This is a genomic window from Actinospineispora eucalypti, from assembly GCF_039543365.1.
Lineage (GTDB): Bacteria > Actinomycetota > Actinomycetes > Mycobacteriales > Pseudonocardiaceae > Pseudonocardia > Pseudonocardia eucalypti.
Genome location: NZ_BAABJP010000051.1, coordinates 61,025 through 85,295 on the forward strand (window position 1 = coordinate 61,025; position 24,271 = coordinate 85,295).

A 24,271-nucleotide genomic window follows, 5' to 3' on the forward strand; every position below is an offset into this window, starting at 1 on the left:
CATCACTATGGGAAGACGTGGATACGCGGCGTTCGGTGTGGTTGGTCTGGTCGGTCGGGGTCTTCGCCTATCTGGTGGCGGTACTGCAGCGTTCTTCGTTCGGGGTGGCCGGCCTGGACGCCACCGCCCGGTTCCACGCGGCGCCGGTGACGCTCTCCGGGTTCGTGGTGCTGCAGCTTCTGGTGTACGCCAGCCTGCAGATCCCGGTCGGGCTGCTGCTGGACCGGTACGGCGCGCGCCGGCTGATCGTGGCCGGCGGGCTGATCATGGCCACCGGGCAGCTGCTGCTCGCCGTGGTCACCGACCTGCCGGTGGCCCTGCTCGCCCGGGGGCTGGTCGGCGCGGGTGACGCGCTGACCTTCATCAGCGTGCTGCGCGTGGTCGGCGCCTGGTTCAGCCCGCGCCGCGCGCCGTTGATGACCCAGCTGACCGCGCTGATCGGCCAGCTCGGCCAGGTGCTGAGCGCGATCCCGCTGGTCGCCCTGCTGCACGGGGCCGGCTGGACCGCCGCTTTCGGCTCGGCCGCCGGGCTGGGCACGCTGGCGCTGGTGCTGGCCTGGGTGGTGGTGCGGGACCGGCCGCGCGGAGTGGTGGACACGGCGGCCGCGCCCACCCTGGGCGAGGTGGTGCGAGGGCTGCGGGAGGCCTGGCTGACCCCGGGCACCCGGCTGGGCTTCTGGTCGCACATGGGCACCCAGTTCTCCGGGACGGTGTTCGCGCTGCTCTGGGGCATGCCGTTCCTGGTGGCCGGGCAGGGCCTGCGGCCGGTGGAGGCCAGCGTGCTGCTCACCGTGTTCGTGGTGGCCGGCATCGTGGTCGGCCCGGTGATCGGCGAGCTGACCGCCCGGCACCCGCTGCGCCGTTCCTGGATGGTGCTGGCGATCATCGCGGCGACCGCCGCCGCGTGGACGGCGGTGTTGCTCGCGCCGCAGCCGGCCCCGCGCTGGTTGCTGGTGGTGTTGGTGCTGGTGCTCGCCGCGGGTGGTCCCGGTTCCATCGTCGGCTTCGACTTCGCCCGCACCTTCAACCCGGGCGGCCGGCAGGGTACGGCGGTGGGCATCGTGAACGTGGGCGGGTTCAGCGCCTCGTTGGTGGTGGTGCTGGCCGTCGGCCTGGTGCTCGGCGCGGTCGGCGGCCCGGACGGGTACACCCCGGAGGCCTTCCGCGCGGCGTGGTGCGTGCAGTACGCGGTCTGGGCGATCGCCCTGGTCGGCGTGCTGCGCTCGCGCCGGCTGACCCGGCGCCGGATGGCCAGGGAGGGCGTGGTGGTGCCGTCGCTGCGCGAGGTGATCACCCGCCGCCGGGCGCTCGCGCGTTCATCCGGGACGGCGGGCTGATCACCCGATAGTGACAATGACTATCATCTCCGTCAGAATCCAAAGAGCTGACCGGAGAAGGGTAGAAACGGCGTGCGCATCGCATTCGTGGGCAAGGGAGGCAGCGGCAAGACCACCCTCGCCGCCCTGTTCACCCGCTATCTGGCCGAATCGGGTCGTCCGGTGCTGGCCATCGATGCGGACATCAACCAGCATCTGGGTCAGGCGCTCGGCCTGGACGAAGGGGCGGACACCGCCCCGCCGCTGGGTGCGGACCTGCTCTGGCTGAAGAACCACCTGCGCGGGGACAACCCCCGGATCCCCTCGGCCGACGTGATGATCAAGACCACTCCGCCGGGGCGCGGCTCCCGGATGGTGCGGCTGACCGAGGACGACGAGGTGCTGCGCCGCTACGCGGTCCCGCTGCCCGGCCCGGCCGGTGCGCGGATGATGGTCACCGGGGAGTTCGACACCGAGGACATCGGGGTTTCCTGCTACCACTCCAAGACCGGCGCGGTGGAGCTCTACCTGAACCACCTGCTCGACGGCCCCGGCGAGTACGTGGTCGTGGACATGACCGCCGGCGCGGACGCGTTCGCCTCCGGCCTGTTCACCCGCTTCGACCTCACCGTCCTGGTCAGCGAGCCGACCCGGCGGGGCGTCGGGGTGTACCGGCAGTACCAGGCCAACGCGGACGGGCACGCCGTCCCGCTGCGGGTGCTGGGCAACAAGGTGACCAGCCCGGAGGACGTGGCCTACCTGCGCGAGCAGGTCGGGCCGGCGCTACTGGCCACCCTCGGCCAGTCGGCCTGGGTGCGCGCGGCGGAGCGCGGCGAGCCCGGCCCGATGGCCACCCTGGAGCCGGAGAACCGCGCCGCGCTGGACACCATCCTGGCCGCGCTGGACGGGGCCGAGCGCGACTGGGCCGCGTACCACCGGGGCACCGTGGAATTCCACCTGCGCAACGCCGCCGCCTGGGCGAACCGCTCGCTGGGCATCGACCTCACCGACCAGGTCGACCCCGACTTCACCCCCGGCCCCGCGACAATCACCGCCTGACCCGCTGCCGATCTTCGTTCGGGCGGGGTGCCGGTTTAAAGATCGGCTTGGACGGCGCGGCTGGGTGGTCTTCCGCCGCTCGGGTGCGGCCCCGTTGCGTCGGATACCGGGGTTCGGTCACGGAGTGTTGCCGGTTGTGGGTCGTTTGACTGACCGCGGTCGCTCCACCCTGGTGAGAACGGTAGGGTGATCGTCGTCTCTGGCGGTTCAGCCGCGATATTCGACGCTAAATCGCCACCAACGGCGATCATGCCGCCGCTCGGCGGTCGTCACCATGTGTAGTCACAGCCGTATGCAAACACCCTGCACCCGAGTCCAGCGCAACGGGCCGCACCCGTGTCCGACGCAACGGGCCGTACCCCGAGTCCGACGCAACGGGCCGCACCCGGGCGGCGGAAGACCACCCAGGCGCGCCGTCCAAGCCGATCTTTAAACCGGCACCCCGCCCAAACGAAGATCCACATCAACCTCACGCACCTCCCGAGGTCGGCAAAGGGCGATGAGGTTGATGTGGATCTCGGAACGTGCGTCAGGTCGAAGCGCCGGGGCCGGCCATGAGTTCGACCCCGCCCTGTACGGGTTCGGCGCAGTCGGTACAGGTCAGGCCGGCGCGGATTGCGCCGCCGCCGCAACTGGTGTGCCGGGCTAGCCTCGGTGGGCCGGCGGGGCCGGCCAGGTGGGCGTCGCCCCATTGCATCAGCGCGAGCACGGGGACGGCCAGGCCCTGGCCCATCGGGGTCAGCCGGTACTCGAAACGGTCCGGGCGCTGCTGGTAGCGGACCCGCTCGAGCACGCCGGCCTCGACCAGTTTGGTCAACCGGTCGGTGAGCACGTTGCGGGCCAGGCCGAGGCTGGCGGAGAACTCGTCGAAGCGGTGCAGGCCGAGCAGCGCGTCGCGCACGATCAGTAGCGTCCACCGCTCGCCGATGATCTCCAGCGCGCGGGCCAGCGAGCACACCTCGCCGTCGTAGGTCCGTCCGAGCACCCGGCCTCCTCGCGTCCCCGCCGAGCCTAGCAGAGTGGGTTGCTTCATAGGACTGAAATGCTCTACGGTGCGTTGCATCACGCTACTCAATCCGACGGAACGGCGGCGAGACCAGTGGCAAAGATCGACTCGCACCCGAACGTGATCGAGGTCCGCCGGCGCACCGCCGAGGGCGAGACGCAGCCGCCGCCCGAGGTCCTGGACGCCGAGTGGCTGCGCGAGCTGTGCCGGAGGGCCGGCGCGCAGGACGTCGGGTTCGTGGAGATCGAGCGGGCGGAGCTGGCCGGGGAGCGGGAGGAGATCGCCCGGTCGTTCACCGGTGCCCGGGCGCTGATCAGCTTCGTGTGCACGATGAACCAGGAGAACGTGCGCAGCCCGTCCCGGTCGGCCAGCAACCTGGAGTTCCACCTCACCAACCACGACACCAACGAGGTGAGCCGCCGGATCGTCTACGAGTTGCAGCAGCTGGGGGTGCGGGCGTTCAACGGGGCGGTCGGCTTCCCGATGGAGATGGACCGGTTCCCCAGCGAGCGGATCTGGACGGTGGCGCACAAGCCCATCGCGGTGGAGGCCGGACTGGGTCACATCGGCATCCACCGCAACGTGATCCACCCGAAGTTCGGCAACTTCATCCTGCTCGGCACGGTGGTCGTCGACACCCCCGTCAGTGCCTACGACCGGCCGATCGACTACAACCCGTGCCTGGAGTGCAAGCTGTGCGTGGCGGCCTGTCCGACCGGGGCGATCAATCCGGACGGCCGGTTCGACTTCTCCGCCTGCTACACGCACAACTACCGGGAGTTCCTCGGCGGGTTCGAGAACTGGGTGGAGCAGATCGTGGAGTCCCGGGACGCCAAGGACTACCGGCGCCGGGTCAGCGAGCCGGAGAGCGCGTCCATGTGGCAGAGCCTGGGATTCGGGCCGAACTACAAGGCCGCCTACTGCGTCTCGGTCTGCCCGGCCGGCGAGGACGTGCTCGGGCCGTACCTGGACAGTCGCAAGACCCACCTCGCCGAGGTGGTCAAGCCGCTGCAGAACAAGGTGGAGACGGTCTACGTGCTCGCCGAGTCGGACGCCGAGGCGCACGTGGTGAAGCGCTTCCCGCACAAGCGGGTCAAGCGGGTGGGCAGTGGGCTGCGGGCGCGCACGGTGGACGGGTTCATCGCCGGCCTGCCGCTGTTGTTCCAGCGCGAGGTGGCCAAGGCGCGGGGGCTGGACGCCACCTACCACTTCACCTTCACCGGTGCCGAGGAGCGCGAGCTCACCATCGTCATCTCCGGCGGAGAGCTGACTATCACCAAGGGCCTCCACGGCGACCCGGACATCCGGGTCCGGGCGGACACCCGCACATGGTTCGAGTTCGTGGCCGGTGAGCGGTCCATCGTGTGGCCGCTGCTGTCCCGGCGGATCCGGCTGGCCGGCCCGCCGCGCCTGCTGACCGCCTTCGCCCGCTGCTTCCCGCGCTGAGTCGGCCGCGCCGAAACGGCCGCGCCGCCGGTTCCCCTCGGACCCGGCGGCGCGGCACTCGGCTCTCGAGGCTCAGTCCTCGGCGAGCAGTCGGTAGATCGTCTTGCGGGCCTCGGCCAACGCGGCGGACGCGGTGTCCCGCTGCGCGTCGGTGCCGGCGGACCCGATCTGCTGCACGGCCGCGTGCAGCTGGCCGTACTGGGTGCGCAGGTTCGCCACGCTCTCGCTCACCTCGTCACCCGCCGCGACGTTCCACACCTTGTCCAGTTCGGCGCGGTGCTCCTCGACGTACCGGGTGCCCTCATCGGTCAGCGCGACGGTGCGCCGGCCCTCGGACTCTTCGGTGCGCACCAGGCCCTCGTCCTCCAGCTGTTGCAGCGTGGGGTAGACCGAGCCCGGGCTGGGCCGCCAGGCGCCACTGGTGCGCTCGCCGATCTCCTGGATGATCTCGTAGCCGTGCCGGGGCTGCTCGGAGAGCAGGGTGAGCACGGCCAGCCGGATGTCGCCCCGGGGGCGCCGGCCGCGCCGGCCCCTCGGGCCGCCCGGGAAGCCGCCGCCCGGCGGACCGAACCCGGGGCCCCATCCGGGACCCGGGCCGAAGCCGGGTCCCATGCCGGGGCCGAAGTCGGGCCCGCCCTGGCCTCGGCGGCTCCGGTGCCCCCGGAAGTGGCCTCGGCGGCCCCGTCCGAAGTCGTCGCCGGGTTCTCCGTCGCCGGGCCGGTGATGCGCGAATGCCTGGTGGCCGTGCCGGCGCAGCGCGCCGCGGAGCATGCTCCAACGGGGGTCCCAGGCGGGGTTGATGCTTGTCATGATGACTCCTCTTGGATAGTTCACGTCATGCCAGCGAGTGTCGCTGATGTAGTAACGATATGTCGTAACCGATCGGATGGCAAGGATATTCCGGAACCCCGTGCGGCCCCGGGGCGTTGAACCACATATGCCGGCGATGCTGAACCCGAGGCGGATCTCCGCCTTCCGTGCGCTGTGGCGCGCCCTGCGCGGCCACCGTGAACCCGGGGCGCCCGACCTCGGCGAGCGGGCCCGGGCGCTGCCCCGGCTCACCGGCGACGCGCTGGCCGGCCGTTACCCGGGCATCGGCCGGGGCAAGCTGGCGATGATCGTGATCGCGCTGGTCTATGTGGTCTCGCCGGTGGACGTGGTGCCGGAGCTGCTGCTCAACGTGCTCGGCCTCACCGACGACGCGGTGGTCGGCATGTGGTTGGCCGGCACCTTCCTCACCGAGACCGAACGCTATCTGCGCTGGCGGCGCACGCCACCCGGGGTGGTCGACGGGCAGCTGGGTTAATCCGGCCGGCCGAGCTCCCGTGCGAGCGCGGCGATGAACTCGAACGCGTCCGGACCACGCAGCGCGGCTTCCCAGAACGCCTCGAACAGCCGCTCGTACAGTGCGATGTCCTCGCGGTCCCGGATCGCCAGCTCGGCGTCCACTGTCTCGACCAGCACGAGCGAATCGTCGTAGATCGAATAGTCGTGCATGGCGACCGTCGGTAGCGGGGCGTCGGAGGGCAGCACCGCCAGTTCGACGTTCAGCAGTCCGGAAAGCATCAGCAGCCGATCCAGCTGGGCGCGGAGTACGGCCGGCGGGCATAGACGAGCGCGGAGCGCGCCTTCCGTCATCAGGAACCGGAAGTGCTTTTCGGCCAGGTAGAGCACTTCCTGGCGGCGCAGCCTGGTGCGGACGGCTTCGTCGACATCCGAGGGGTGATCGTAGAAGTCGGCAAGGCCGGCAAACACGTGGCGGGCGTATTCGCCGGTCTGCAACAAGCCCGGAATGATCATCGTGGTGAGCATGCGAGACCGGGCGGTCGCATGGGACAGAACCACGCCCGCGCGTTGCCGGGGGGCGAAACCGGCACGCAGTTGTCGCCTCCAGGTCGCGTACTCAACGCGAAGGCTGCGGAGGTCCTCGATGAGCGCCGCCTGTACCTCGGGCGCGGCATGAACCGCGTCGGCCCAGGCGCGCACGTCCTGCGCCGATGCGGTCTGTTTACCGTTCTCCAGGCGGGAGACCTTCGAAGCTGGCCAGCCGAGGCGCTCGGCTAGCTCCTTACCCGATAACTCGGAGTCCTCACGCAGCCGGCGCAGCCGGTTGCCGAAACCGGCCCTCCCATCTTGTTCGCTGGTCACGGCCCTCCAGTGGTCACCTCCGGGTGTAGCCGGATGGGTGGCTCGGCGCGGGTGTGGTCTTCCGCAACGTAGTCCCTCCACGGTGTCGCATGTGCCATGGCCAGGTCGATCCACGCCTCGTGTCTGGCGATGAGTCCGGGATCGGTTATCAGGTCGTGGCCCAGCGAACGGTCGTCCTTGGTGAACCGCATGAGCACGAGTTGGGTCGAGTCGAACACCCAGAAGTCGTGGTCCGGGAGGTTGAGCTCGTTGGCGCGATTGCGGTCCAGATAGCGGATGTCCTCGCCGTTGCGGGAGTTCTGCGCGTTGCTCCAGATCATGAACCGGTTGTAGGGCGTGAGCGGATCCTCCATGACCCGAACGCGCTCGAACCGTGCACCCGCGGCGGTTCGTTCCCGCAGGTTCAGGTCCCAGTCGTCAAAACGCTCCGGGCGTTCGGGTGACCGCTCGCCGGCCAGGAATGCCTCTCGCTCCGGTGTCTCGTAGGCCACGTCGTAACGCCCGCGGTTCTCCAGCCTGCGGGCCGCGTGCTTGACCTGGCGAAACAGCTCCATGAACTCTTCAGGGGTGAGCGCGGTCATCGGCGATGCTCTTCTGGGAAGAAGCGCACCAACCCGGCGGGGATTTCGACCGCGTCCTCGTGGTCGGGCAGGGCCATAGTGGCGCGTGCGGCCGGATCGGTGACCTTCCAGCCTTGTATCACGTATGTTCCGCGATCGGTCGCGTAGAGCGTTGGACTCTCGCCGACGCGTGACTCCTTGCCTAAGAACTCCAGCCTCACGGCATCCTCCTTAGCTGCCCGGTGGGTACAGCGTGGAGGATGGCGTTACAACAGGTCAAGCAATTGTTTGCAATTGTGAATTCTTGCCCGCCAGCGTGTGTCAGGATGCTGGCGTGACGGATCTGCTGCTTGCCGGTGGTGTGCTGGGTTGCCTGGTCTGGTTGGTGGTGCTGACCGGCCGGTGCCGGCGGCATCTGCGCGACTGCGTGGACGGGGAGCCCGTGTACCGGCGGATGCCGGACGGGAGGTACCGGTTCTCCTGGATGATCAATGGCGAGCTCGCCCGGGCCGGCGGAGCTCCCGGTCAGGATCATCCGGAGGAGATCCGATAGACATCTCCGCATGGAGTTCATGCGCGCGGTCGTGTTGGACCGCTTCGGGGACGCGGACGCGCTGGCCATGTCCCAGCGTCCGGTGCCGGAGCCGTTGCCCACCGAGGTCCGGGTGCGGGTGGAGGCCGCCGGGGTGAACCCGGTGGACTGGAAGACCCGGGCCGGGGACGGCATGGCCCACGTGATGGGTGACCCGCCGATGGTGCTGGGCTGGGACGTGTCCGGGGTGGTGGACAAGATCGGGCCCGGGGTGACCCGGTTCGCGGTCGGTGACCCGGTGTTCGGCATGCCGTGGTTCCCGAGGCGGGCGGGCGCCTACGCGGAGTACGTGACCGCGCCGTCCCGGCACTTCGCCGCCCGTCCCGCTCGGCTGGGCGCGATGGAAGCCGCCGCACTGCCGCTGGCCGGGCTGACCGCCTGGCAGTCGTTGGTGGACATCGCCGACGTGCAGCGCGGCCAGCGGGTGCTGGTGCACGCCGCCGCCGGGGGAGTGGGCCACCTGGCCGTGCAGATCGCCAAGAGCCGGGGGGCGTACGTGGTGGGCACCGCCAGCTCGGCCAAGCACCGCTTCCTCGGCGAGCTGGGGCTGGACGAGGTGGTGAACTACCAGGGCACCCGGTTCGAGCAGGTGGTGGAGCCGGTGGACGTGGTGCTGGACACCGTCGGCGGGGACGTGGCCCTGCGCTCGCTGGACGTGCTGCGCCCCGGGGGCCTGCTGGTGTGCGTGCAGGCGCGGACCGCGACGGCGGCGATCGAGGCCGCCCCCAGCCGGGGGGTCCGCGCGGTGCCGATGCTGGTGGAGCCGGACGGGCACGCCCTGGAACAGCTCGCCGCGCTGGTCGAGGCCGGTGAGCTGCGCCCGGTGGTGGAGCGCGGCTACCCGCTCGCCGAAGCGAGCGCCGCGCACCGCCAGGCCGAGGCCGGGCGGACCACCGGAAAGATCGTCCTCACGATCTGAGCCGGCATGCGCCTAACCGCGCAGGCGTTCCGCCACCCGCCGGGAAAGCTCGGCCGCGCGGTTGCGGGCCGCCTCGCGGCGCAGGCTGAACCGGCCCAGCGCCTCTTCGCTGAGGTCGTTCAGCTCGTCCACGATGTACTCGAAACGACGGTTGAACTCGTCGGTGGCGTCTTCCAGGCCGCGCATCGCCTTGGCCACATCCGGGTTGGACCGCACCCGGGCCAGCGCCGCCTCGCCGTGGCTGGTCATTTCGGCGTATGAGGTACCGCTCCGGGCCATGGTGGGGCCCGGGGCGCTGCCGGTCACCGCGTGGCTGACCGTGTTGAAGGCGAGATCGCTGGCACCCACGCAGGCCAGCACCGGGTTGCGCACCAACGCCAGCGGTATGCCGACCGCCAGCTTGGTCCGCGCGCGGAGCTGGCGGAAGTCACCGGAAGCCGGCAGGGAAACTGAAACCACCCCTCGCTTGCTCACCACTCCAGACTGCGCGCGGCGGCCCCGGTAAAGCGAATCGTTTGCCGGTGGAGTCGGTCACGTGTCCCAGGTCACACGAGCGCGGCACGCGCTCGTGAGCTGAGCGGGCGCCCAGTTGGGCGCCCGCGGGAGATACCGCTAACGGCAGCCCAGCTCGATCGAGCCCAGCCGGTCCACGCTGGCCACCACCACGTCACCGGGGACGACCGGGACGGCGGCGGTGAGCCCACCGGAGAGCACCACCTCGCCGGCGCGCAGCCCGTCGCCCTCGACGGCCAGCGCGCGGACCAGCCAGGCCACGGCGGCGGCCGGATGGCCCAGCGCGGCGGCGCCGCACGCGGTGGCCACCACCTCGCCGTTGTGCTCCAGCACGACGCCGGCCAGGCGAGGGTCCACGCCGGCGGACACCGGCGGGCCGATCAGGTAGCGCGCGGCCGAGGTGTTGTCGGCGACCACGTCGGCCGGGGTGAACCGGTAGTCCCGGTACCGCGAGTCGATGATCTCCAGGGCCACCGCCAGGCTCGCCGTCGCGGCCAGCACGTCGGTCGCGGTCACGTGCGGGCCGGTCAGGTCCCGGCCCAGGGTGAAGGCGATCTCCGGCTCGGCCCTGGGCTGGATCAGCGCACCGGTGTCCAGCGTCGCGCCCAGGTCCAGCGCGCGCTCGGCGGCCAGGAAGCCGTAGATCGGCTCCCGCACCCCGACCTGCGTCTGCTTGGCCCGCGAGGTCAGCCCCAGCTTCCAGCCGGCCAGCGGGCCGGCCTCCTCGCGCAGCTCCCGCTGCACCAGGTAACCGGTGCCCACGCCCAGGTCGGGCAGCTCGTCGGTGAGCGGCTCGATGGCCACCCGGTCGGCCTCGGCCTTGCGCAGCCGGGCCGCCAGCTCGGTGATGTCGATGGCCATCAGGCGCCCTCCACGACCCGCACGGTGACCGGTCCCAGCCGGTCGAACTCGGCCCGGAACACGTCGCCGGCCGCCATCGGCACCGGCGCGTGCAGCGAGCCGGTCATCACCAGGTGTCCCGGTTCCAGGGCCACGCCGTTCTCGGCCAGCACGTTGGCCAGCCAGGCGACCACGGCGATCGGGTCACCCAGGGCGGCGGCGCCGGCCCCGGTGTCCACCAGCTCGCCGTTGCGGCTCAGGGCCACCCCGATGAGCCGCACGTCCAGGCCGTCCACCGGGACCAGCTGGCCGGAGAACGCGACCGCGCCGTTGGAAGCCAGGTCGGCGACCGTGTCGGCCAGCTTGATCCGCCAGTCCTCGATCCGGGAGTCCACGATCTCCACCGCGGCCACCGCGCCGGCCACGGCCCGGCGGGCGTCCGCCGCGGTCACCCCGGGGCCGGCCAGGCGGTCCCGTATCACGAACGCGATCTCCGCCTCGATCTTGGGCTGGATGAACCGGTCGAGCGGTACGGCGTCGCCACTGCCGTAGACGGTGGACCCGAACACCGGGCCGTAGTCGGGGGAGTCCAGCCCGAACAGCCGCTGGGCCGGCTTGGACGTGGCGCCCACCTTGTAGCCGGCGATCCGGTCGCCGTCCGCCAGCAGCAGGGGCACCAGCTCCCGCTGGATCGCGTACCCGTCGGCCATGCCGAGGGTCGGGTCCTCGTCGGTGAACGGGGGGATCGGCACGCGGGTGCGCCGCGCCTCGTACAGCGCGCGCGCCTTCGCCGGTGCGTCCGTCACGGGCATTTCCTGTTCGCTCCCTTACGCTCCATGGTTCCGATGGGCCCAGCCGAGCCGCCGGGAGATCGCTTCGCCGGCCTGCACCACGGCCATGGCCAGCCGGCGGCGGGACGCTCCGCGGTACCGGATCGTCGGTGCCCGCACGCCGACCGCCGCCACCACGGCCGCCGTGGCGCCCCGGATAGGCGCGGCCAGTGCGGAGATGCCGGCCTCCAGCTCGTTCACCGCCTCCGCCCAGCCGCGGGCCGCGGTGGCGGTGATCTCGTCCCGCAGCCGGTCCGGGTTCACCACGGTCTGCCTGGTCAGCGGGGTCAGTGTGGTCCCGGTCAGGTACTCCTCGCGGGCCTGCTCCGGGCGGTGCGCGAGCAGGACCTTGCCGGCGGCGGTGCAGTAGAGCGGCCAGCGCCGGCCCGCCTCGAGCGGCGGCCCGATGCGCAGCGTGTGCGCCGCCTCCAGCCGCTCCACGAAGACGATGTCGTCCCCGTCCGGCACGGCGATCTCCACCGCTTCGCCGGTCTGCTCGCGCAGCCGCACCAGCACCGGGGCCGCCGCGGCGTGCAGCTCGGTGCGCACCCGGGCCGCGTCGCCCAGCTCGAGCAGCACCAGGCCGAGCCGGTAACGCCCGCTGCGCGGGTCCTGCTCGACCAGGCCGTCGCTGCGCAGCGTGGTCAGCAGCCGGTGCACCTTGCTCTTGCCCAGGCCCAGCCGGCGGGCCAGCTCGGAGACGCCCAGCTCGGCGTCGCGGGTGAACTCCTTGAGGAGCTGTGCGGCGTTGTGCACGGTCGACAGCGTTGCATCAGGCATGGTCCGCCGCCGCCCGCCGTGTTCTGCTGAATGGAACCCCGACCACTCGCACCGCACGGGACGCTAGGCCGGCCGGACCAGCGCGTCAAGCATCCGTGTCGCCCGGTGAACCGGGGGTAGGGCAGAGTGGGCACGGGGGTGAGTCGATGACTCTGCAATCCGACGTGACCCGTCCGGTGGAGTTCTCCCTGGCCCAGCGCTACCGCGCCGGCGCGGGCCCGGTGCCGATGACCGGGGTGCAGGCGATCGCTCGGCTGCTGGTGGAGCAGCACGCGGCCGACGCCGCCGCCGGCTCGCGCACCATGTCCTTCGTCTCCGGCTACCAGGGCAGCCCGTTGGGCACGCTGGACAAGACGCTGGCCGGTGCCCCGGAGCTGGCCGAGGCGGCCGGCCTGAAGCTGGTGCCGGCGATCAACGAGGAGCTGGCCGCGACCGCGATCTGGGGCAGCCAGGTGGAGGTGCCGGGTCGCCGGCGCCGGGTCGACGGCGCGGTCGGCGTCTGGTACGGCAAGGCGCCCGGGGTGGACCGGGCCGGTGACCCGATCCGGCACGCCAACATCTGCGGCGCCGACCCCCGGGGCGGGGTGCTGGTGCTGGCCGGGGACGACCCGGCCTGCAAGTCCTCGACCATCCCCTGCATGAGCGAGCGGACGCTGGCCGGCTACGGGCTGCCGGTGTTGTTCCCGGGCAGCGCCGAGGAGATCGTCCGGCTGGGCCGGTATGGCGTGGCGCTGTCCCGCGCGTCCGGCATCTGGGTCGGCATGAAGATCGTCGCCGACGTGGCGGACGGCGTGTGGACCGTCGACGGCGCGGCCGGCACGCCGGAGATCACCGTGCCCGAGCTGGAGTGGGAGGGCCGGCCCTGGGCCTACCGGCAGACGCCGATGCTCATCCCGCCCGCCTCGGTGGCCGCCGAGGAGCAGCTCTACGGCCCGCGCACGGCCATGCTGCGCGCGTTCCTCGCGGCCAACCCGATCAACGCCATCGAGCTGGACACCCGGGACGCCTGGCTGGGCATCGTGGCCGGTGGGAAGGCGTTCGGGGACGTCCGGCAGGCGCTGGCCGACCTCGGTCTGGCCGATGACGAGGCGCTGCGCCGAGCCGGGGTGCGGCTGCTGCGGCTGGGCGCCATCCACCCGCTGGAGCGGGACCTGCTGCGCCGGTTCGGCACCGGGCTGGACACCGTTCTGGTGGTGGAGGAGAAGACCGAGTTCGTCGAGTCGGCGGTGCGCGACGCGCTGTACCGGCTGCCCGACGCCCCCGAGGTGATCGGTTCCTCGGACGCCGCCGGCGCGCCCCTGGTGCCGGTGTTCGGCGAGGTCACCGCCGGCGCACTGGCCGGCCCGCTGCGCCGGGTGCTGCGCGCCCGGCCCGAGGTGGCGGCGCGGCTGGCCCCGCCGGTGCCGGCCCGGCCGACGCTGGAGCTGCTGCCGGTGGCCCGCACCCCCTACTTCTGCTCGGGCTGCCCGCACAACCGGTCCACGGTGCTGCCGGACGGCGCGGTGGCCGGTGGCGGGATCGGCTGCCACGCCATGGTGGCGATGATCGGCCGGCCGGGTACGGCCGTGTCCTCGCTCACCCAGATGGGCGGAGAGGGAGCGCAGTGGATAGGCCAGGCCGCCCTGCTCTCCAGCGACGACGGCACCCCGGCGCACATGTTCCAGAACATCGGGGACGGCACCTTCGCCCACTCCGGCCAGCTGGCCGTGCAGGCCTGCGTGGCCGCCGGCGTGTCCATCACCTACAAGCTGCTCTACAACCGCGCGGTGGCGATGACCGGCGGGCAGGACGCCGAGGGCGGCCTCGAGGTGCCGGCGCTGACCCGCAAGCTGGCCGCCGAGGGCGTCGCCCGGATCATCGTGTGCGCGGACGAACCGGAGCGCTACAAGGACCTGGACCCCCTGGCCGACGGAGCGCGGCTGTGGCACCGGGACCGCCTGGACGAGGCGCAACGCGTGCTCGCCGCCGTGCCGGGGGTGACCGTGCTGATCTACGACCAGCGCTGTGCGGCGGAGTCCCGACGACTGCGCAAGCGCGGGCAGATCCCGGTCCGGGCCACCCGCGTGGTGATCAACGAGGCGGTGTGCGAGGGCTGCGGGGACTGCGGGGAGAAGAGCAACTGCCTTTCCGTGCAGCCGGTGGAGACCGAGTTCGGCCGCAAGACCCGGATCGACCAGACCTCGTGCAACACCGACTACACCTGCCTCACCGGGGACTGCCCCTCGTTCGTCACGGTGGAGGCGCCGGCCGGCGGGACCGCCCGGGTGGCGGGTGCGCGGCCGGAGCCGCCGTCGGTGCCCGCGCCGCCGGCCTCGTCGTCGACCGGCACGGTGAACGTGTTCCTGGCCGGCATCGGCGGCACCGGGATCGTCACGGTGAACCAGGTGCTCGGCACCGCCGCGGTGCGCGACGGGCTGGCCGTGCACGGGCTGGACCAGACCGGGCTGTCCCAGAAGGCCGGCCCGGTGGTCTCGCACCTGAGGGTCGCGCCGGACGGTTCGGCCCTGGGGGCGGCCAACCGCCTGGGTCCGGGTGACGCGGACTGCTACCTGGTCTTCGACGCGCTGGTCGGCGCGGACGCCAAGAACCTGGCCTACGCCTCACCGGGCGCCACCACCGCCGTGGTGTCCACCAGCAAGGTGCCCACCGGCTCGATGGTGCGCGACGCCTCGGTGGCCGGCCCGGACGGCGACGCGCTGCTGGACCGGATCGCCGGGACGGTCCGCGAGCTGGTCCCGGTGGACGCCGCCGGGGCCGCCCAGGCGCTCTTCGGCGACACCATGCCGGCGACGTTCCTGCTGGTCGGCGCCGCCTACCAGACCGGCTCGCTGCCCCTTTCGGACGCCGCGATCGAGTGGGCGCTCGAGCTGAACGGGGTGGCCGTGGCGGCGAACACGGCGGCGTTCCGCTGGGGCCGGGTGGCGGTGGCCGACCCGGCCGCGTTCGCCGCCGCGGTCGGTACTCCGGGAGCGGCACCCGCCGCGCCGGCCGAGCTGCCCACCGGGCTGGACCTGGGCGAGCTGGCCGGCGAGACCCGCCGGCTGGCCACGGCGCGCGCCGCCGCGCTGGTCGAGTACCAGAACCGGGCGCTGGCCCGCCGCTACCTGGACGCGGTGCGCGCCGCATGGCGGGCCGAGCGGGCGGTGGGGGAGCGCACCGACTACAGCGAGGCGGTGGCCCGGGGCTGGCACAAGCTGGCCGCGTACAAGGACGAGTACGAGGTGGCACGGCTGCTCACCGACCCGGCCTTCGAGCGCCGGCTGGCCGCCGAGGTCCCCGGCGGCACCAGGCGCCGCTACCGCCTGCACCCGCCCCTGCTGCGGGCCATGGGCCGGGACCACAAGATCGCGTTCGGCCCGTGGCTGCGGCCGGTGCTGCGCGGGTTGGCGCACGGCAGGCGGCTGCGGGGCACGCCGTTCGACCCGTTCGGCCGGACCGCGGTCCGCCGCATGGAACGTTCGCTGCGGGACTCCTACGCTTCCCTGGTCGACTCGTTGACCGCCGGGCTGACCGGGGCCAACTACGAGACCGCCGTGGCCGCCGCCGAGGCGGCCGACCTGGTGCGCGGCTACGAGGGCGTCAAGGAGCGCAACGTAGCCCGCTACCGCGCCCGCCTGGCCGAACTCGGCATCGATCCTGATTAGGGTGGTCATATGGTGAGCGGCCCGGAGAGGGACGGCGAGGTGGCCGGCCACGCGGGATGTGTGGTCTTTGGCGGCCTCCGGGGGCCCGGTCATTCCAGGCGAGGTAGTGACCGAGGCCGCTATCTCCGCCCATCGGGGGAGGGCGACCGGAAGCCGGGGATCAGGACCGCCGGTACGGCCAGGTGCAGCACAGTGAGCGCGATCTGGGTGCCCGCCGTGGCCTGCTCCAGGAAGATCGGCACGATGGACAGCGCGGCGACCGCGACGGCCAGCCCCACCCACACCGCGCGGGCGTGCCGGGTGAACCGCTCGAGCAGGGCCAGCGTGCCCCAGCCGAGCAGCCCGAACACAGCGGTGGCGATCACCGCGACCGGCAGCGTGATCACCGCCGTGCCCGTCGAGTCGGAGAGCACGAAGTCGACGCCGAACGCGGTGGCGGCGCCCCACAGCACGGCGTTCACGGCCGACGCGCCGACCACCGCGGCGGCCCTGCGAGCGGGACGGCTGGCGATGACTGGGTGAGAGATGGTCATGGTGTCCTCCTTGGTGGGTCCGACACCCATGCGTCGAACCCACCAAGGAGTTCTCGACACCCCGGAGGGAACTTTTTCTACGGCGTTTCGCGCGACGGCGGGGTGCTCTCCGCCTCGGCCCGGGCGGCCACCTCCAGCCGGGAGTGCCGGCGGCTGTAGGCCACGTAGACGATCAGGCCGAGCACGAACCAGCCGGCGAACCGCAGCCAGGTCACCGGGTCCAGGAAGGTGATCAGCCAGACGGAGAAGGCGATGCCGATGATGGGCACCACAGGCATGCCCGGGCAGCGGAAGCTGCGCGGCAGGTCCGGCTGGCGGTAGCGCAGTACGATCACGGCGACGCACACCACGATGAAGGCCAGCAGGATGCCGATGTTGGTCAGCTCGGCGGCCTCGTTGATGTCCAGCAGACCGGCGATGACCGCCGAGGCGATGCCCAGCACCCAGGTGATCCGGCTGGGCACGCCCTTGGTGGGGTGGCTCTTGCCGAACCAAGGCGGCAGCAGCCCGTCGCGGCTCATCGAGTAACCCACCCGGGAGGCGCCCAGCAGGAAGGTGAACATCACGGTGAGGATGCCCAGGATGGCCCCCACCGCGATGATCAGGGCGACCGTGCTCAGGCCCACCGAGGAGAAGGCGCTGGAGAACGCGGCCTTGGTGTCGATCTCCGAGTAGTGCACCATGCCGGTCAGTACCAGGCAGGCCAGCACGTAGAGCACCATCGAAACGGCCAGCGAGTAGATGATGGCCTTCGGCATGTGCTTCTGCGAGTCCTCGGACTCCTCGGCCGCCGTGCTCATCGCGTCGTAGCCGAACACCGCGAAGAACACGGTCGCCGCCCCGGCGAACGCCCCGGCCAGTCCGGACGGGAAGAACGGGGTGTAGTTGCCGGCCTTGATGTGGAACACACCGACCACGATGACCAGCAGCACGATGCCGACCTTGAGGTACACCAGGCTGGTCTCGAACCGCGCCGCGCTGCGCATGCCCCGGTTGAGCACGTAGGCGATGAGCAGGCAGAGCAGCGCCGCGAACAGGTCGATCTTGTACGAGCCGGACGCCACGCCGTCCGGCTCGGTGCCCGGCGCGCCGGACATCCACAGCGGGAGCTGGATGTTCAGCAGGTGCAGCAGCTCGTTGAAGTAACCGGATATGCCGATCGCCACGACGGACACGATCGCGGTGTACTCGAGCAGCAGGTCCCAGCCGATGAACCATCCGATCGGCTCACCCAGCACGGCGTAGCCGTAGGTGTACGCCGAGCCCGCCCGGGGGATCAGCCCGGCGAACTCGGCGTAGGAGAACGCCGCCGCCGCGCTGGCGATGCCGGCGATCAGGAAGGACAGCAGCACACCCGGCCCGGCCGGGTGGTCCGGGTTGTTGGCGACCGAGCCGGCGAGCGCGAAGATGCCGGCACCGATGATGCCGCCGACGCCGATGGCGGTGAGCTGCCAGAGGCCGAGCGTGCGCTTGAGGCCGCCGCTCGGTTCCTCGGTGATCTGGTCTATGGGTAGCCGTCGGAACAATCCGGTTTGTTGTGGTGTGGACGACGTTGTCATGGGACCCCTCGAACTCAGTGGCGGCTGGCCAGCGAACGGAAAAAGAACATCATGTTGGCCGGGCGTTCGCCAAGCCTCCGCATGAAGTACGGGTACCAGGCGGATCCGTAAGGCAGATAGACCCGCACGCGCCTACCGCTGACGGCCAGCGCGCGCTGTGCCTCCGAGCGCACCCCGTACAGCATCTGGAACTCGAACCCGGTCGTGCCGCCCGGTCGCGCCGCGGCCAGTTCGTCCGCGTAGCGGATCAGTGCCGGATCATGTGTGGCGACCATCGGGTAGCCCTCGCCGGCCATCAGTACTCGCAGGCACCGCCGGTAGGACTCGTCCACCTCGTCGCGTTCCCGGAAAGCGACCGAGGAGGGCTCGTCGTACGCGCCCTTGCACAGCCGCACCCGTGAGCCCGGTCCGGCCAGCTCGGCACAGTCCGTCTCGGTGCGCCGCAGGTAGGCCTGCAGCACAGTGCCGGTCTCCGGCCAGCTCCGCCGCAGCTCGCGGATGGTCTCCAGGGTGGCGTCGGTGGTGGTGTGGTCCTCCATGTCCACGGTCACCGTGGTACCCACCGCCGCCGCCTGGGCGCAGATCTTGGCGGCGTTGTCGGCGGCCATGGCCGCCCCGCCGTCCGGCAGCGCGGCCCCGAGCGCGGACAACTTGATCGAGACTTCCACCCGGGCGGCGAGGCCCCCTTCGCCCAACCGACCGAGCAGCTCCAGGTAGGACCCCGTGGCCTCGTCGGCCTCGGCCCGGTCCGAGGTGTCCTCACCGAGGTGGTCCATCGAGACCATGCGGTCGACGGCCAGCTCCCGGGCGGCGGACATGGCCTGGTCCAGGTCGGTGCCGGCGACGAACCGGTCCACCAACGGCCGTACCAGCGCCGAGCGTTCGGCGACGCCGCGCAGCCGGCGCGACCGGGCGGCGGCCAGGAAAGTGGTGCGCAACATCTGGGTCATCCCTGGTGCGGGTACCGGATACTCACCGGCGGGTTGAGGTTCTCCTTGATGGAACGGGGGCTGGTCCAGCGCAGCAGGTTGAACACCGAGCCGGCTTTGTCGTTGGTGCCCGACGCCCGGCCGCCGCCGAACGGCTGCTGGCCGACCACCGCGCCGGTGGGCCGGTCGTTCAGGTAGAAGTTGCCGGCGGTGAACCGCAGTGCCTCGCTGGCCTTCTGCAGCGCGGCCCGGTCGGTGCCGATCACCGCGCCGGTGAGCCCGTAGGCGGCGCCCCGGTCCACCACGTCCAGGATCCGGTCGAACTCCCCGTCCGGGTAGACGTGCACGGCCAGGAACGGGCCGAAGTACTCGGTGCGGAAGATGTCGTGCTCCGGGTCGGCGCCCTCCACCAGGGTCGGCTGCACGAAGTAGCCCTCGCTCGCGTCGGCCGTGCCGCCGGCCAGCACGGTGCAGCTCGGGTCGTCGGCCACCCGGCGCTGGGCCGCGTCGAGCTTGTCGAAGGCCCGCCGGTCGATCACCGCGCCGGTGAAGTTGGCCAGGTCGGCCGGGTCACCCACGGGCAGCGACCGCACCTCGTCGGCCAGGTCGTCACGCAGCCGCGCCCACACCGACCGGGGGACGAACGCGCGGGAGGCGGCCGAGCATTTCTGCCCGGAGTACTCGTAGGCGCCCCGGACCAGTGCGGTGCGCAGCACGTCGACCTCGGCGGACGGGTGAGCCAGCACGAAGTCCTTGCCGCCGGTCTCACCGACCAGCCTCGGGTAGCCCCGGTAGCTGGCGATGTTGGCGCCGACCTGGCCCCACAGGTGCTGGAAGGTACCGGTGGAGCCGGTGAAGTGGATGCCGGCCAGGTGCTCGTCGGCCAGCAGCACCTCGGACAGCGCGCGGCCGTCGCCGGTAACCATGTTGATCACGCCCGGCGGGAGACCGGCGGCCTCGAGCAGGCGCATGGTGTACCAGGCGGAGAGCGTCTGGGTGGGCGAGGGCTTCCAGATCACCGTGTTGCCCATCAGCGCGGGCGCGGTGGGCAGGTTGCCGGCGATCGCGGTGAAGTTGAAGGGGGTGATCGCGTAGACGAAGCCCTCCAGCGGCCGGTGGTCCATCCGGTTCCACACGCCGGGGGAGGACAGCGGCTGCTCGGCCAGGATGCGCCGGGCGAAGTGCACGTTGAACCGCCAGAAGTCGGCCAGCTCGCAGGCCGAGTCGATCTCCGCCTGGATCGCCGTCTTGCCCTGGCCGAGCATGGTGGCCGCGTTCAGCGTGTCCCGCCAGGGGCCGGAGAGCAGGTCGGCGGCGCGCAGCAGCACGGAGGCGCGCGCCTCGAAGGGCAGTTCCCGCCACGGCACGGCGGCGCGCAGCGCGGCGTCCACGGCCAGCTTGGCGTCGTCGGCGGTGGCGGTGCCGAAGGTGCCGAGCACGTGGGCGTGCCGGTGCGGCGCCACCACGTCGACCCGGGCACCGCCACCGAGGCGCTGGTCGCCGTCGATGGTCTGGGTCAGGTCGTGCGGCTGGCCGGACAGCTCGTTCAGCTTGGCGGTCAAGCTGTCCCGCTCGGCCGTGTTCGGCGCATAGTCGCGGACCGGCTCATTGCGCGGAGCAGGGGTCGTCGCGATCGAATCCACTGGTTGACACCTCCGGGACGGTCAAACTGCGGGAACCGTAACCGCGGACACACCCGCCCGGATTTAGCCGATCGGCTACAGTGTCAGTATTTCCATTGGCCGATCGGACGAAGATCATTTAATGTCTACCCGACTGGACCAACTGCTCGACGGGATCGAGGGCACCCTCGCCGAACTGCCGGTGGCGCCCGCGACCGGGCATCCGACGGTGGCCGGGCTGGCCATCCTGGACCCGGACGACGAGTTCCGCGACCACCACGGCGAGCTGGTGCTGATGATCGGCGTGCGCGGCCGCGAGGCGCTGCCGTTCCTGCGCGCGGCGGCGCGCAGCGGGGCGGCCGCGGTGGCCGTCAAACCCGGCCCTTCCGGCGCGGTGGAGGAGCTGGCGCAGGCCGCGATCGAGGCCGGCGTCGGCCTGCTCGCGGTGCGCCCGCAGGTCCGCTGGGACCAGCTCGGCGCGCTGCTGCGGGAACGCCTGGAGAGCGCCGAGCTGGCCACCGAGCTGCTCAGCGGGCCGGCCCAGGATAAGCAGAGCGAGGACCTGTTCGCCCTCGCCGAGTCCACCGCACTGGTCACCGGCGGGATCGTGAGCATCGAGGACACCGCCAACCGGGTCCTGGCGTACTCCCGCTCGGACGACGTGGACGAGCTGCGCCGCCTGTCCATCCTCGGCTGGCAGGGGCCGGAGAAGTACATGTCGATGCTGCGCGAGTGGGGCGTGATGGCCCGGCTGCGGGCCGGCGAGCAGGTGGTGCACGTGGAGGCACACCCGGAGCTGGGGATCCGGCCCCGGCTGGCCATCGGCATCCGGGCCGGTTCCCGCTACCTGGGCACGATCTGGGTGCAACGGCTGGCCGAACCGTTCGCGCCGAAGGCCGAGGATGCGCTGGTCGGCGCCGCCCGGTTGGCCGCCGCCGAGATCCTGCGCCGGCGCACCGGGACCCGGCAGCACCCGGATGAGCAGCTGGTCGAGCTGCTCACCGGCCGGGCGAACACCGACCTGGTGGCCGGGCGGCTCGGACTGGACCCGGCGGCCCCGGTGCTGGTGGTCGCCTTCGACGGGCCGGCGGAGCCCGACCTGCCCACCCGCGAGCTGCACAGCGAGCAGGCCGGCGCGGTGGTGTCCATGTACGCCACCGCCTACCACCGGGCCGCGCTGGTCGGGGCGGTGCAGGGCCGGGTGTACGCGATGCTCTCCGGGGTGCGGGCGGACCGCATCGACCCGGTGCTGCTGGCCTGGGTGCGTGACGTGGTGGACGTGGTCCGCTCCCGGGTGGGGCTGCCCTGGCGGGCCGGGATCAGCTCACCGGTCGGTTCGCTGGCCGGGCTGCCCGGGGCTCGGGACGAGGCGGACCGGGTGCTGGACGCCCTGGCCCGCGGCTCCGGCGCGGCTCCGTTGGTGGCGACCATCTCCGAGCTGCGGGCCGACGTGCTCTTCGGGGAGCTGTTCGAGCTGCTGGCCGCCCGGCCCGAGCTGCGCCACCCGGGAATCGCCGCGCTGGTCGAGCAGGACGCCCGGCGGGGCGGCGAGCTGGTCGGCTCGCTGCTCGCCTACCTGGACGCGCTGGGGGACGTGCGCGCCGCCGCCGAGGCGCTGCACGTGCACCCGAACACGCTGCGCCACCGGTTGCGGCGCGCGCGCGACGTGTCCGGGCTGGCCCTGGACGACCCGGCCGAGCGGCTGTCCTGCCACCTGCAGCTGGTGCTGCTCAGCCGGACCCTGGCGCGAACCCGTCCAGCGCACTGATCTTGTTGAACCCGTCCGGCGCGGCGACGGCCCCCGGGCCGCCCGGGCCGCCGGGAAGGGCCTCGCCGCGGCGCGCCCGCTTGTACACCACCGGACCGACGAATCCGGGCCGGCGGCGCCCGATTGTCCACAGCGCACGTGAACGACGGGGGTTGTCCACAGACGGCCCGGCGGCGCTGTCCCGCCCGGCCGTCCCCGGCGCAGCATCGGGGCATGAACCTCGAGAGCACCCACCCCTCGCCGGCCGCCCCCGGCCTGAGCCTGCGCAAGCCGGCCGACCTGCTGGCCGCCATCCCGTACCTGCTGGGCTTCTGGCTTTCCCGGACTAATAATTGATCTTAACTTGGCGTGAGCCAACATCCTGGTGTGGAGCCGGTCGGCTGGTTGTGATGATCATCCCTGTGGAGGTCGCCGAACGTATCGTTGTGCGACTTTGGGGATGTGAATCCGAGGCGGCTGGTACTTGCCGGTCACGAATGTTGCCACGGTCGCTCCCAAGCCGGTGGTGGCCACGAGGCCGGCCACCCAGGGTTGGCCGATGGCAGCCAGCGTCACGGTGGCCGCCAGCACGAGGACCAGCGCGGCAAACCCAAGAGTCTGCCGCCGTCTGATTACCGCCGTCCGCTCGTGTGCGTCCTCGCCTTGCGCGGGGAGAATCGAGGGGTGCAGCTGGTGGCATTGCCCCGATTCCCGGCCCTCGGGAACACCTGGGTGTTCCAGGTGAGCCGATCGGTGCCCGTCACGCCGAGGGCCGCCCGGGATCACCAGGCCTGACCGCCGCTTCGCCCAACCTGCGGGAACGTTCGTCACACCCCTCATATACTGCCCAAATGAGACATTGGTCCGAGCTTCTCGCCGACGAGGCCGCTCAACGGCTCGGTGGCAGCGTGGACCGCCGCGTACTGATAGATCTGCTCGCGCGGGCCGGCGGCGAGTTGGAGGTTCTGTCTGGCCGTCGCTTCCATCCGATGCGCCGGATGACCTCGGTCATCGAAACCAATGGCTTACCTTTTGTGGACGTCCCGGACATGCAGGTCGGCTCGATGGATCCTGGGGTTGGAGCATGGGAAATCCCGGACCCGGTCAATCGCCAGTTGGCCGCTGTGCTGCAGGTCTCGTCGCTGACTGACCCAGTTGTGAAGGCTGCACCTGTTGCTGATGCGCTCTGGGTTGCCGGGCAACTCCTCGCCGAGGCGTGGCGGACCGGACGCCTCTCGAGCGAGTACGTGGTTCACTGGCTCGGGTCTGTGGATCACGAAGAAAGAATGGAACTCATGCGCCGGGTTATGGATCCGGCCGTTCGCCTGAGCGTCCCGATCCTCGGCGTGGCTGTGGAGGGGTGGTGGATTCAAATCGCCCGCCGTCTTCTCTGGGTGACGAATGAGACTGAGGACGAAGGACGGCTCGTCCAACCTTTACTGGGCGACATCGTGACCGGCGACGAGGTCCCGCCGCTTGCGGCTGCGGAGCCCATCCTCATCGCTGCTCGGATGACCCGGCAGCCAGCGGACTGGGCATTCATTGCGCGCATCTGGACCGATGAGGTTCGGCGCCCCGCCGACCGGCCATGGCCCAAGATCGCGAAAGCTATTCACGGCAGCGGCATACCGACCATCACTCTCGACTCTCTTTCCACTCCCCAAGAGATCGCGTGCCAGGTGCTCTTGAAGGCGTACTGGCACGGCTATGTCGGCAGCGACGAGCCGGCACTGGCGAACGGCGTTGCGATGGCCTACCCGAAGCAGGTTGAACGCATTCAGCGGGTGACCCGTGCGCCGAACACTACGTCGGCAGCCGCAATGCTGCTCGAGCAGTTGATCCGTCCCGGGTTCGACCCTGCTCGAGGGGCCGAGGTAACGCGTCGATACGTGAGAGTTCAGGCAAGTTTCGTTGTAAAGCAGTACAAGAAAGACGAGGCTCCGGACCGTTACCCTTGGACGCGGGTTGGGATTAGCGAACGCCGCTACTACAAGCTTTTGCCTCGTTTTGCGGAGAAGGTCAATGGTCGCTACGTCCTCGACCAGGACGATGTCGTGGAGCGGATGAAGGCCTATCTGGACCAGGAAGACAACAAGCGAGAAATTCGAGCGGCCGCCCTGGACCTCCTTCAATCACGCGGCTTCAGTGAGCAAGCCGCGCGTAAATGGCTCCAACGGCATAGGCCTGAGGAGGCCAGAACCGCGTGGCCGCGCGGTCGTCGACCGTAG

The 24,271-nt window shown here is 71.3% G+C and carries 23 protein-coding genes; 10 read left to right on the forward strand and 13 right to left on the reverse strand.

What is annotated here, in order from left to right; translation table 11 throughout:
• Window positions 1-17: 17 nt before the first annotated feature.
• Both ABEB12_RS34970 and ABEB12_RS34975 read left to right on the forward strand, forming a co-directional pair.
• The gene (locus ABEB12_RS34970; protein WP_345703408.1) at window positions 18-1,337 is read left to right on the forward strand and encodes an MFS transporter; all 1,320 of its coding nucleotides are present in this window, start codon (window positions 18-20) and stop codon (window positions 1,335-1,337) included.
• 72 nt (window positions 1,338-1,409) lie between these two features.
• Window positions 1,410-2,375, forward strand: coding sequence for a nucleotide-binding protein (locus tag ABEB12_RS34975; RefSeq protein ID WP_185065094.1), 966 nt, complete (start codon window positions 1,410-1,412; stop codon window positions 2,373-2,375).
• A gap of 529 nt (window positions 2,376-2,904) precedes the next feature.
• Here ABEB12_RS34975 and ABEB12_RS34980 read toward each other — a convergent pair.
• A complete protein-coding gene (locus ABEB12_RS34980; protein ID WP_185065095.1) occupies window positions 2,905-3,360 on the reverse strand; it encodes a winged helix-turn-helix transcriptional regulator in 456 nt (151 codons plus the stop codon).
• A 114-nt stretch (window positions 3,361-3,474) separates the two neighbouring features.
• On the opposite strand from ABEB12_RS34980, the gene ABEB12_RS34985 reads away from it, so the two are divergent.
• Window positions 3,475-4,827, forward strand: coding sequence for a 4Fe-4S binding protein (locus ABEB12_RS34985; protein WP_345703409.1), 1,353 nt, complete (start codon window positions 3,475-3,477; stop codon window positions 4,825-4,827).
• A gap of 72 nt (window positions 4,828-4,899) precedes the next feature.
• Here the strand turns inward: ABEB12_RS34985 and ABEB12_RS34990 are convergent, their stop codons facing one another.
• Window positions 4,900-5,637: a PadR family transcriptional regulator gene (locus tag ABEB12_RS34990; protein WP_345703410.1), complete on the reverse strand. Its 738-nt coding sequence runs from the start codon at window positions 5,635-5,637 to the stop codon at window positions 4,900-4,902.
• A gap of 127 nt (window positions 5,638-5,764) precedes the next feature.
• Here ABEB12_RS34990 and ABEB12_RS34995 point away from each other — a divergent pair, with 127 nt between their 5' ends.
• The gene (locus ABEB12_RS34995) at window positions 5,765-6,133 is read left to right on the forward strand and encodes a DUF1232 domain-containing protein (protein ID WP_345703411.1); all 369 of its coding nucleotides are present in this window, start codon (window positions 5,765-5,767) and stop codon (window positions 6,131-6,133) included.
• Here ABEB12_RS34995 and ABEB12_RS35000 read toward each other — a convergent pair.
• Genes ABEB12_RS35000 through ABEB12_RS35010 form a run of 3 tightly spaced genes read right to left on the reverse strand, consistent with a single transcriptional unit; the run spans window position 6,130 to window position 7,756 of the window.
• A complete protein-coding gene (locus tag ABEB12_RS35000) occupies window positions 6,130-6,975 on the reverse strand; it encodes a Scr1 family TA system antitoxin-like transcriptional regulator (protein WP_185065097.1) in 846 nt (281 codons plus the stop codon). The two genes, ABEB12_RS34995 and ABEB12_RS35000, sit on opposite strands and share 4 nt — an antisense overlap.
• A complete protein-coding gene (locus tag ABEB12_RS35005; protein ID WP_185065098.1) occupies window positions 6,972-7,556 on the reverse strand; it encodes a DUF6879 family protein in 585 nt (194 codons plus the stop codon). Before ABEB12_RS35005 ends, ABEB12_RS35000 begins: the two co-directional genes overlap by 4 nt.
• Window positions 7,553-7,756, reverse strand: coding sequence for a hypothetical protein (locus ABEB12_RS35010; protein WP_185065100.1), 204 nt, complete (start codon window positions 7,754-7,756; stop codon window positions 7,553-7,555). The genes ABEB12_RS35005 and ABEB12_RS35010 overlap by 4 nt, the downstream gene beginning before the upstream one ends.
• Before the next feature lie 113 nt (window positions 7,757-7,869).
• Here ABEB12_RS35010 and ABEB12_RS35015 point away from each other — a divergent pair, with 113 nt between their 5' ends.
• Both ABEB12_RS35015 and ABEB12_RS35020 read left to right on the forward strand, forming a co-directional pair.
• Window positions 7,870-8,088 carry a hypothetical protein gene (locus ABEB12_RS35015; RefSeq protein ID WP_185065101.1) on the forward strand — a complete coding sequence of 73 codons (219 nt, stop codon included), beginning with the start codon at window positions 7,870-7,872 and terminating at the stop codon, window positions 8,086-8,088.
• Between the two features lie 10 nt (window positions 8,089-8,098).
• Entirely contained in the window at window positions 8,099-9,046 is a 948-nt protein-coding gene (locus ABEB12_RS35020) for an NADP-dependent oxidoreductase (protein ID WP_345703412.1), read from the forward strand.
• Window positions 9,047-9,058: 12 nt separating this feature from the next.
• Here ABEB12_RS35020 and ABEB12_RS35025 read toward each other — a convergent pair whose 3' ends face one another.
• The 4 genes from ABEB12_RS35025 to ABEB12_RS35040 form a co-directional block, all read right to left on the reverse strand.
• On the reverse strand, window positions 9,059-9,520 hold the full coding sequence (locus ABEB12_RS35025) for a hypothetical protein (protein ID WP_185065102.1): 462 nt from the start codon (window positions 9,518-9,520) through the stop codon (window positions 9,059-9,061).
• 138 nt (window positions 9,521-9,658) lie between these two features.
• Window positions 9,659-10,420, reverse strand: coding sequence for a fumarylacetoacetate hydrolase family protein (locus ABEB12_RS35030; protein ID WP_185065103.1), 762 nt, complete (start codon window positions 10,418-10,420; stop codon window positions 9,659-9,661).
• A complete protein-coding gene (locus tag ABEB12_RS35035) occupies window positions 10,420-11,211 on the reverse strand; it encodes a fumarylacetoacetate hydrolase family protein (protein WP_185065104.1) in 792 nt (263 codons plus the stop codon). The genes ABEB12_RS35030 and ABEB12_RS35035 overlap by 1 nt, the downstream gene beginning before the upstream one ends.
• A gap of 15 nt (window positions 11,212-11,226) precedes the next feature.
• Complete coding sequence (locus tag ABEB12_RS35040) at window positions 11,227-12,009, reverse strand: IclR family transcriptional regulator domain-containing protein (RefSeq protein WP_185065105.1); 783 nt, start codon at window positions 12,007-12,009, stop codon at window positions 11,227-11,229.
• Between the two features lie 146 nt (window positions 12,010-12,155).
• Between ABEB12_RS35040 and ABEB12_RS35045 the strand changes: the two genes are divergently transcribed.
• Window positions 12,156-15,653, forward strand: a complete 3,498-nt coding sequence (locus tag ABEB12_RS35045; RefSeq protein ID WP_185065106.1) for an indolepyruvate ferredoxin oxidoreductase family protein — start codon at window positions 12,156-12,158, stop codon at window positions 15,651-15,653.
• A 119-nt stretch (window positions 15,654-15,772) separates the two neighbouring features.
• Here the strand turns inward: ABEB12_RS35045 and ABEB12_RS35050 are convergent, their stop codons facing one another.
• From ABEB12_RS35050 to pruA, 4 genes are all read right to left on the reverse strand, one after another.
• Window positions 15,773-16,186, reverse strand: a complete 414-nt coding sequence (locus tag ABEB12_RS35050) for a DUF6069 family protein (protein WP_185065107.1) — start codon at window positions 16,184-16,186, stop codon at window positions 15,773-15,775.
• 77 nt (window positions 16,187-16,263) lie between these two features.
• A complete protein-coding gene (locus tag ABEB12_RS35055; RefSeq protein WP_185065108.1) occupies window positions 16,264-17,745 on the reverse strand; it encodes an amino acid permease in 1,482 nt (493 codons plus the stop codon).
• 14 nt (window positions 17,746-17,759) lie between these two features.
• Window positions 17,760-18,686, reverse strand: coding sequence for a proline dehydrogenase family protein (locus ABEB12_RS35060; RefSeq protein WP_185065109.1), 927 nt, complete (start codon window positions 18,684-18,686; stop codon window positions 17,760-17,762).
• A 5-nt stretch (window positions 18,687-18,691) separates the two neighbouring features.
• A complete protein-coding gene (gene pruA / locus ABEB12_RS35065; protein WP_185065110.1) occupies window positions 18,692-20,317 on the reverse strand; it encodes an L-glutamate gamma-semialdehyde dehydrogenase in 1,626 nt (541 codons plus the stop codon).
• 121 nt (window positions 20,318-20,438) lie between these two features.
• Between pruA and ABEB12_RS35070 the strand changes: the two genes are divergently transcribed.
• From ABEB12_RS35070 to ABEB12_RS35080, 3 genes are all read left to right on the forward strand, one after another.
• Window positions 20,439-22,064 (forward strand): helix-turn-helix domain-containing protein, encoded by a 1,626-nt coding sequence (locus tag ABEB12_RS35070; RefSeq protein ID WP_185065111.1) that lies wholly within the window; start codon window positions 20,439-20,441, stop codon window positions 22,062-22,064.
• 213 nt (window positions 22,065-22,277) lie between these two features.
• Window positions 22,278-22,400: a DUF4192 domain-containing protein gene (locus tag ABEB12_RS35075; protein WP_221498746.1), complete on the forward strand. Its 123-nt coding sequence runs from the start codon at window positions 22,278-22,280 to the stop codon at window positions 22,398-22,400.
• A 494-nt stretch (window positions 22,401-22,894) separates the two neighbouring features.
• The gene (locus ABEB12_RS35080) at window positions 22,895-24,271 is read left to right on the forward strand and encodes a hypothetical protein (protein ID WP_185065112.1); all 1,377 of its coding nucleotides are present in this window, start codon (window positions 22,895-22,897) and stop codon (window positions 24,269-24,271) included.

Coding starts and splice junctions, on each gene's coding strand:
- ABEB12_RS34990 (WP_345703410.1), bottom strand. CDS start 5,637: ATGACAAGCATCAACCCCGCCTGGGACCCCCGTTGGAGCATGCTCCGC.
- ABEB12_RS34995 (WP_345703411.1), top strand. CDS start 5,765: ATGCCGGCGATGCTGAACCCGAGGCGGATCTCCGCCTTCCGTGCGCTG.
- ABEB12_RS35005 (WP_185065098.1), bottom strand. CDS start 7,556: ATGACCGCGCTCACCCCTGAAGAGTTCATGGAGCTGTTTCGCCAGGTC.
- ABEB12_RS35020 (WP_345703412.1), top strand. CDS start 8,099: ATGGAGTTCATGCGCGCGGTCGTGTTGGACCGCTTCGGGGACGCGGAC.
- ABEB12_RS35030 (WP_185065103.1), bottom strand. CDS start 10,420: ATGGCCATCGACATCACCGAGCTGGCGGCCCGGCTGCGCAAGGCCGAG.
- ABEB12_RS35035 (WP_185065104.1), bottom strand. CDS start 11,211: ATGCCCGTGACGGACGCACCGGCGAAGGCGCGCGCGCTGTACGAGGCG.
- ABEB12_RS35040 (WP_185065105.1), bottom strand. CDS start 12,009: ATGCCTGATGCAACGCTGTCGACCGTGCACAACGCCGCACAGCTCCTC.
- ABEB12_RS35045 (WP_185065106.1), top strand. CDS start 12,156: ATGACTCTGCAATCCGACGTGACCCGTCCGGTGGAGTTCTCCCTGGCC.
- ABEB12_RS35050 (WP_185065107.1), bottom strand. CDS start 16,186: ATGACCATCTCTCACCCAGTCATCGCCAGCCGTCCCGCTCGCAGGGCC.
- ABEB12_RS35055 (WP_185065108.1), bottom strand. CDS start 17,745: ATGACAACGTCGTCCACACCACAACAAACCGGATTGTTCCGACGGCTA.
- ABEB12_RS35060 (WP_185065109.1), bottom strand. CDS start 18,686: ATGTTGCGCACCACTTTCCTGGCCGCCGCCCGGTCGCGCCGGCTGCGC.
- ABEB12_RS35070 (WP_185065111.1), top strand. CDS start 20,439: ATGTCTACCCGACTGGACCAACTGCTCGACGGGATCGAGGGCACCCTC.
- ABEB12_RS35075 (WP_221498746.1), top strand. CDS start 22,278: ATGAACCTCGAGAGCACCCACCCCTCGCCGGCCGCCCCCGGCCTGAGC.
- ABEB12_RS35080 (WP_185065112.1), top strand. CDS start 22,895: ATGAGACATTGGTCCGAGCTTCTCGCCGACGAGGCCGCTCAACGGCTC.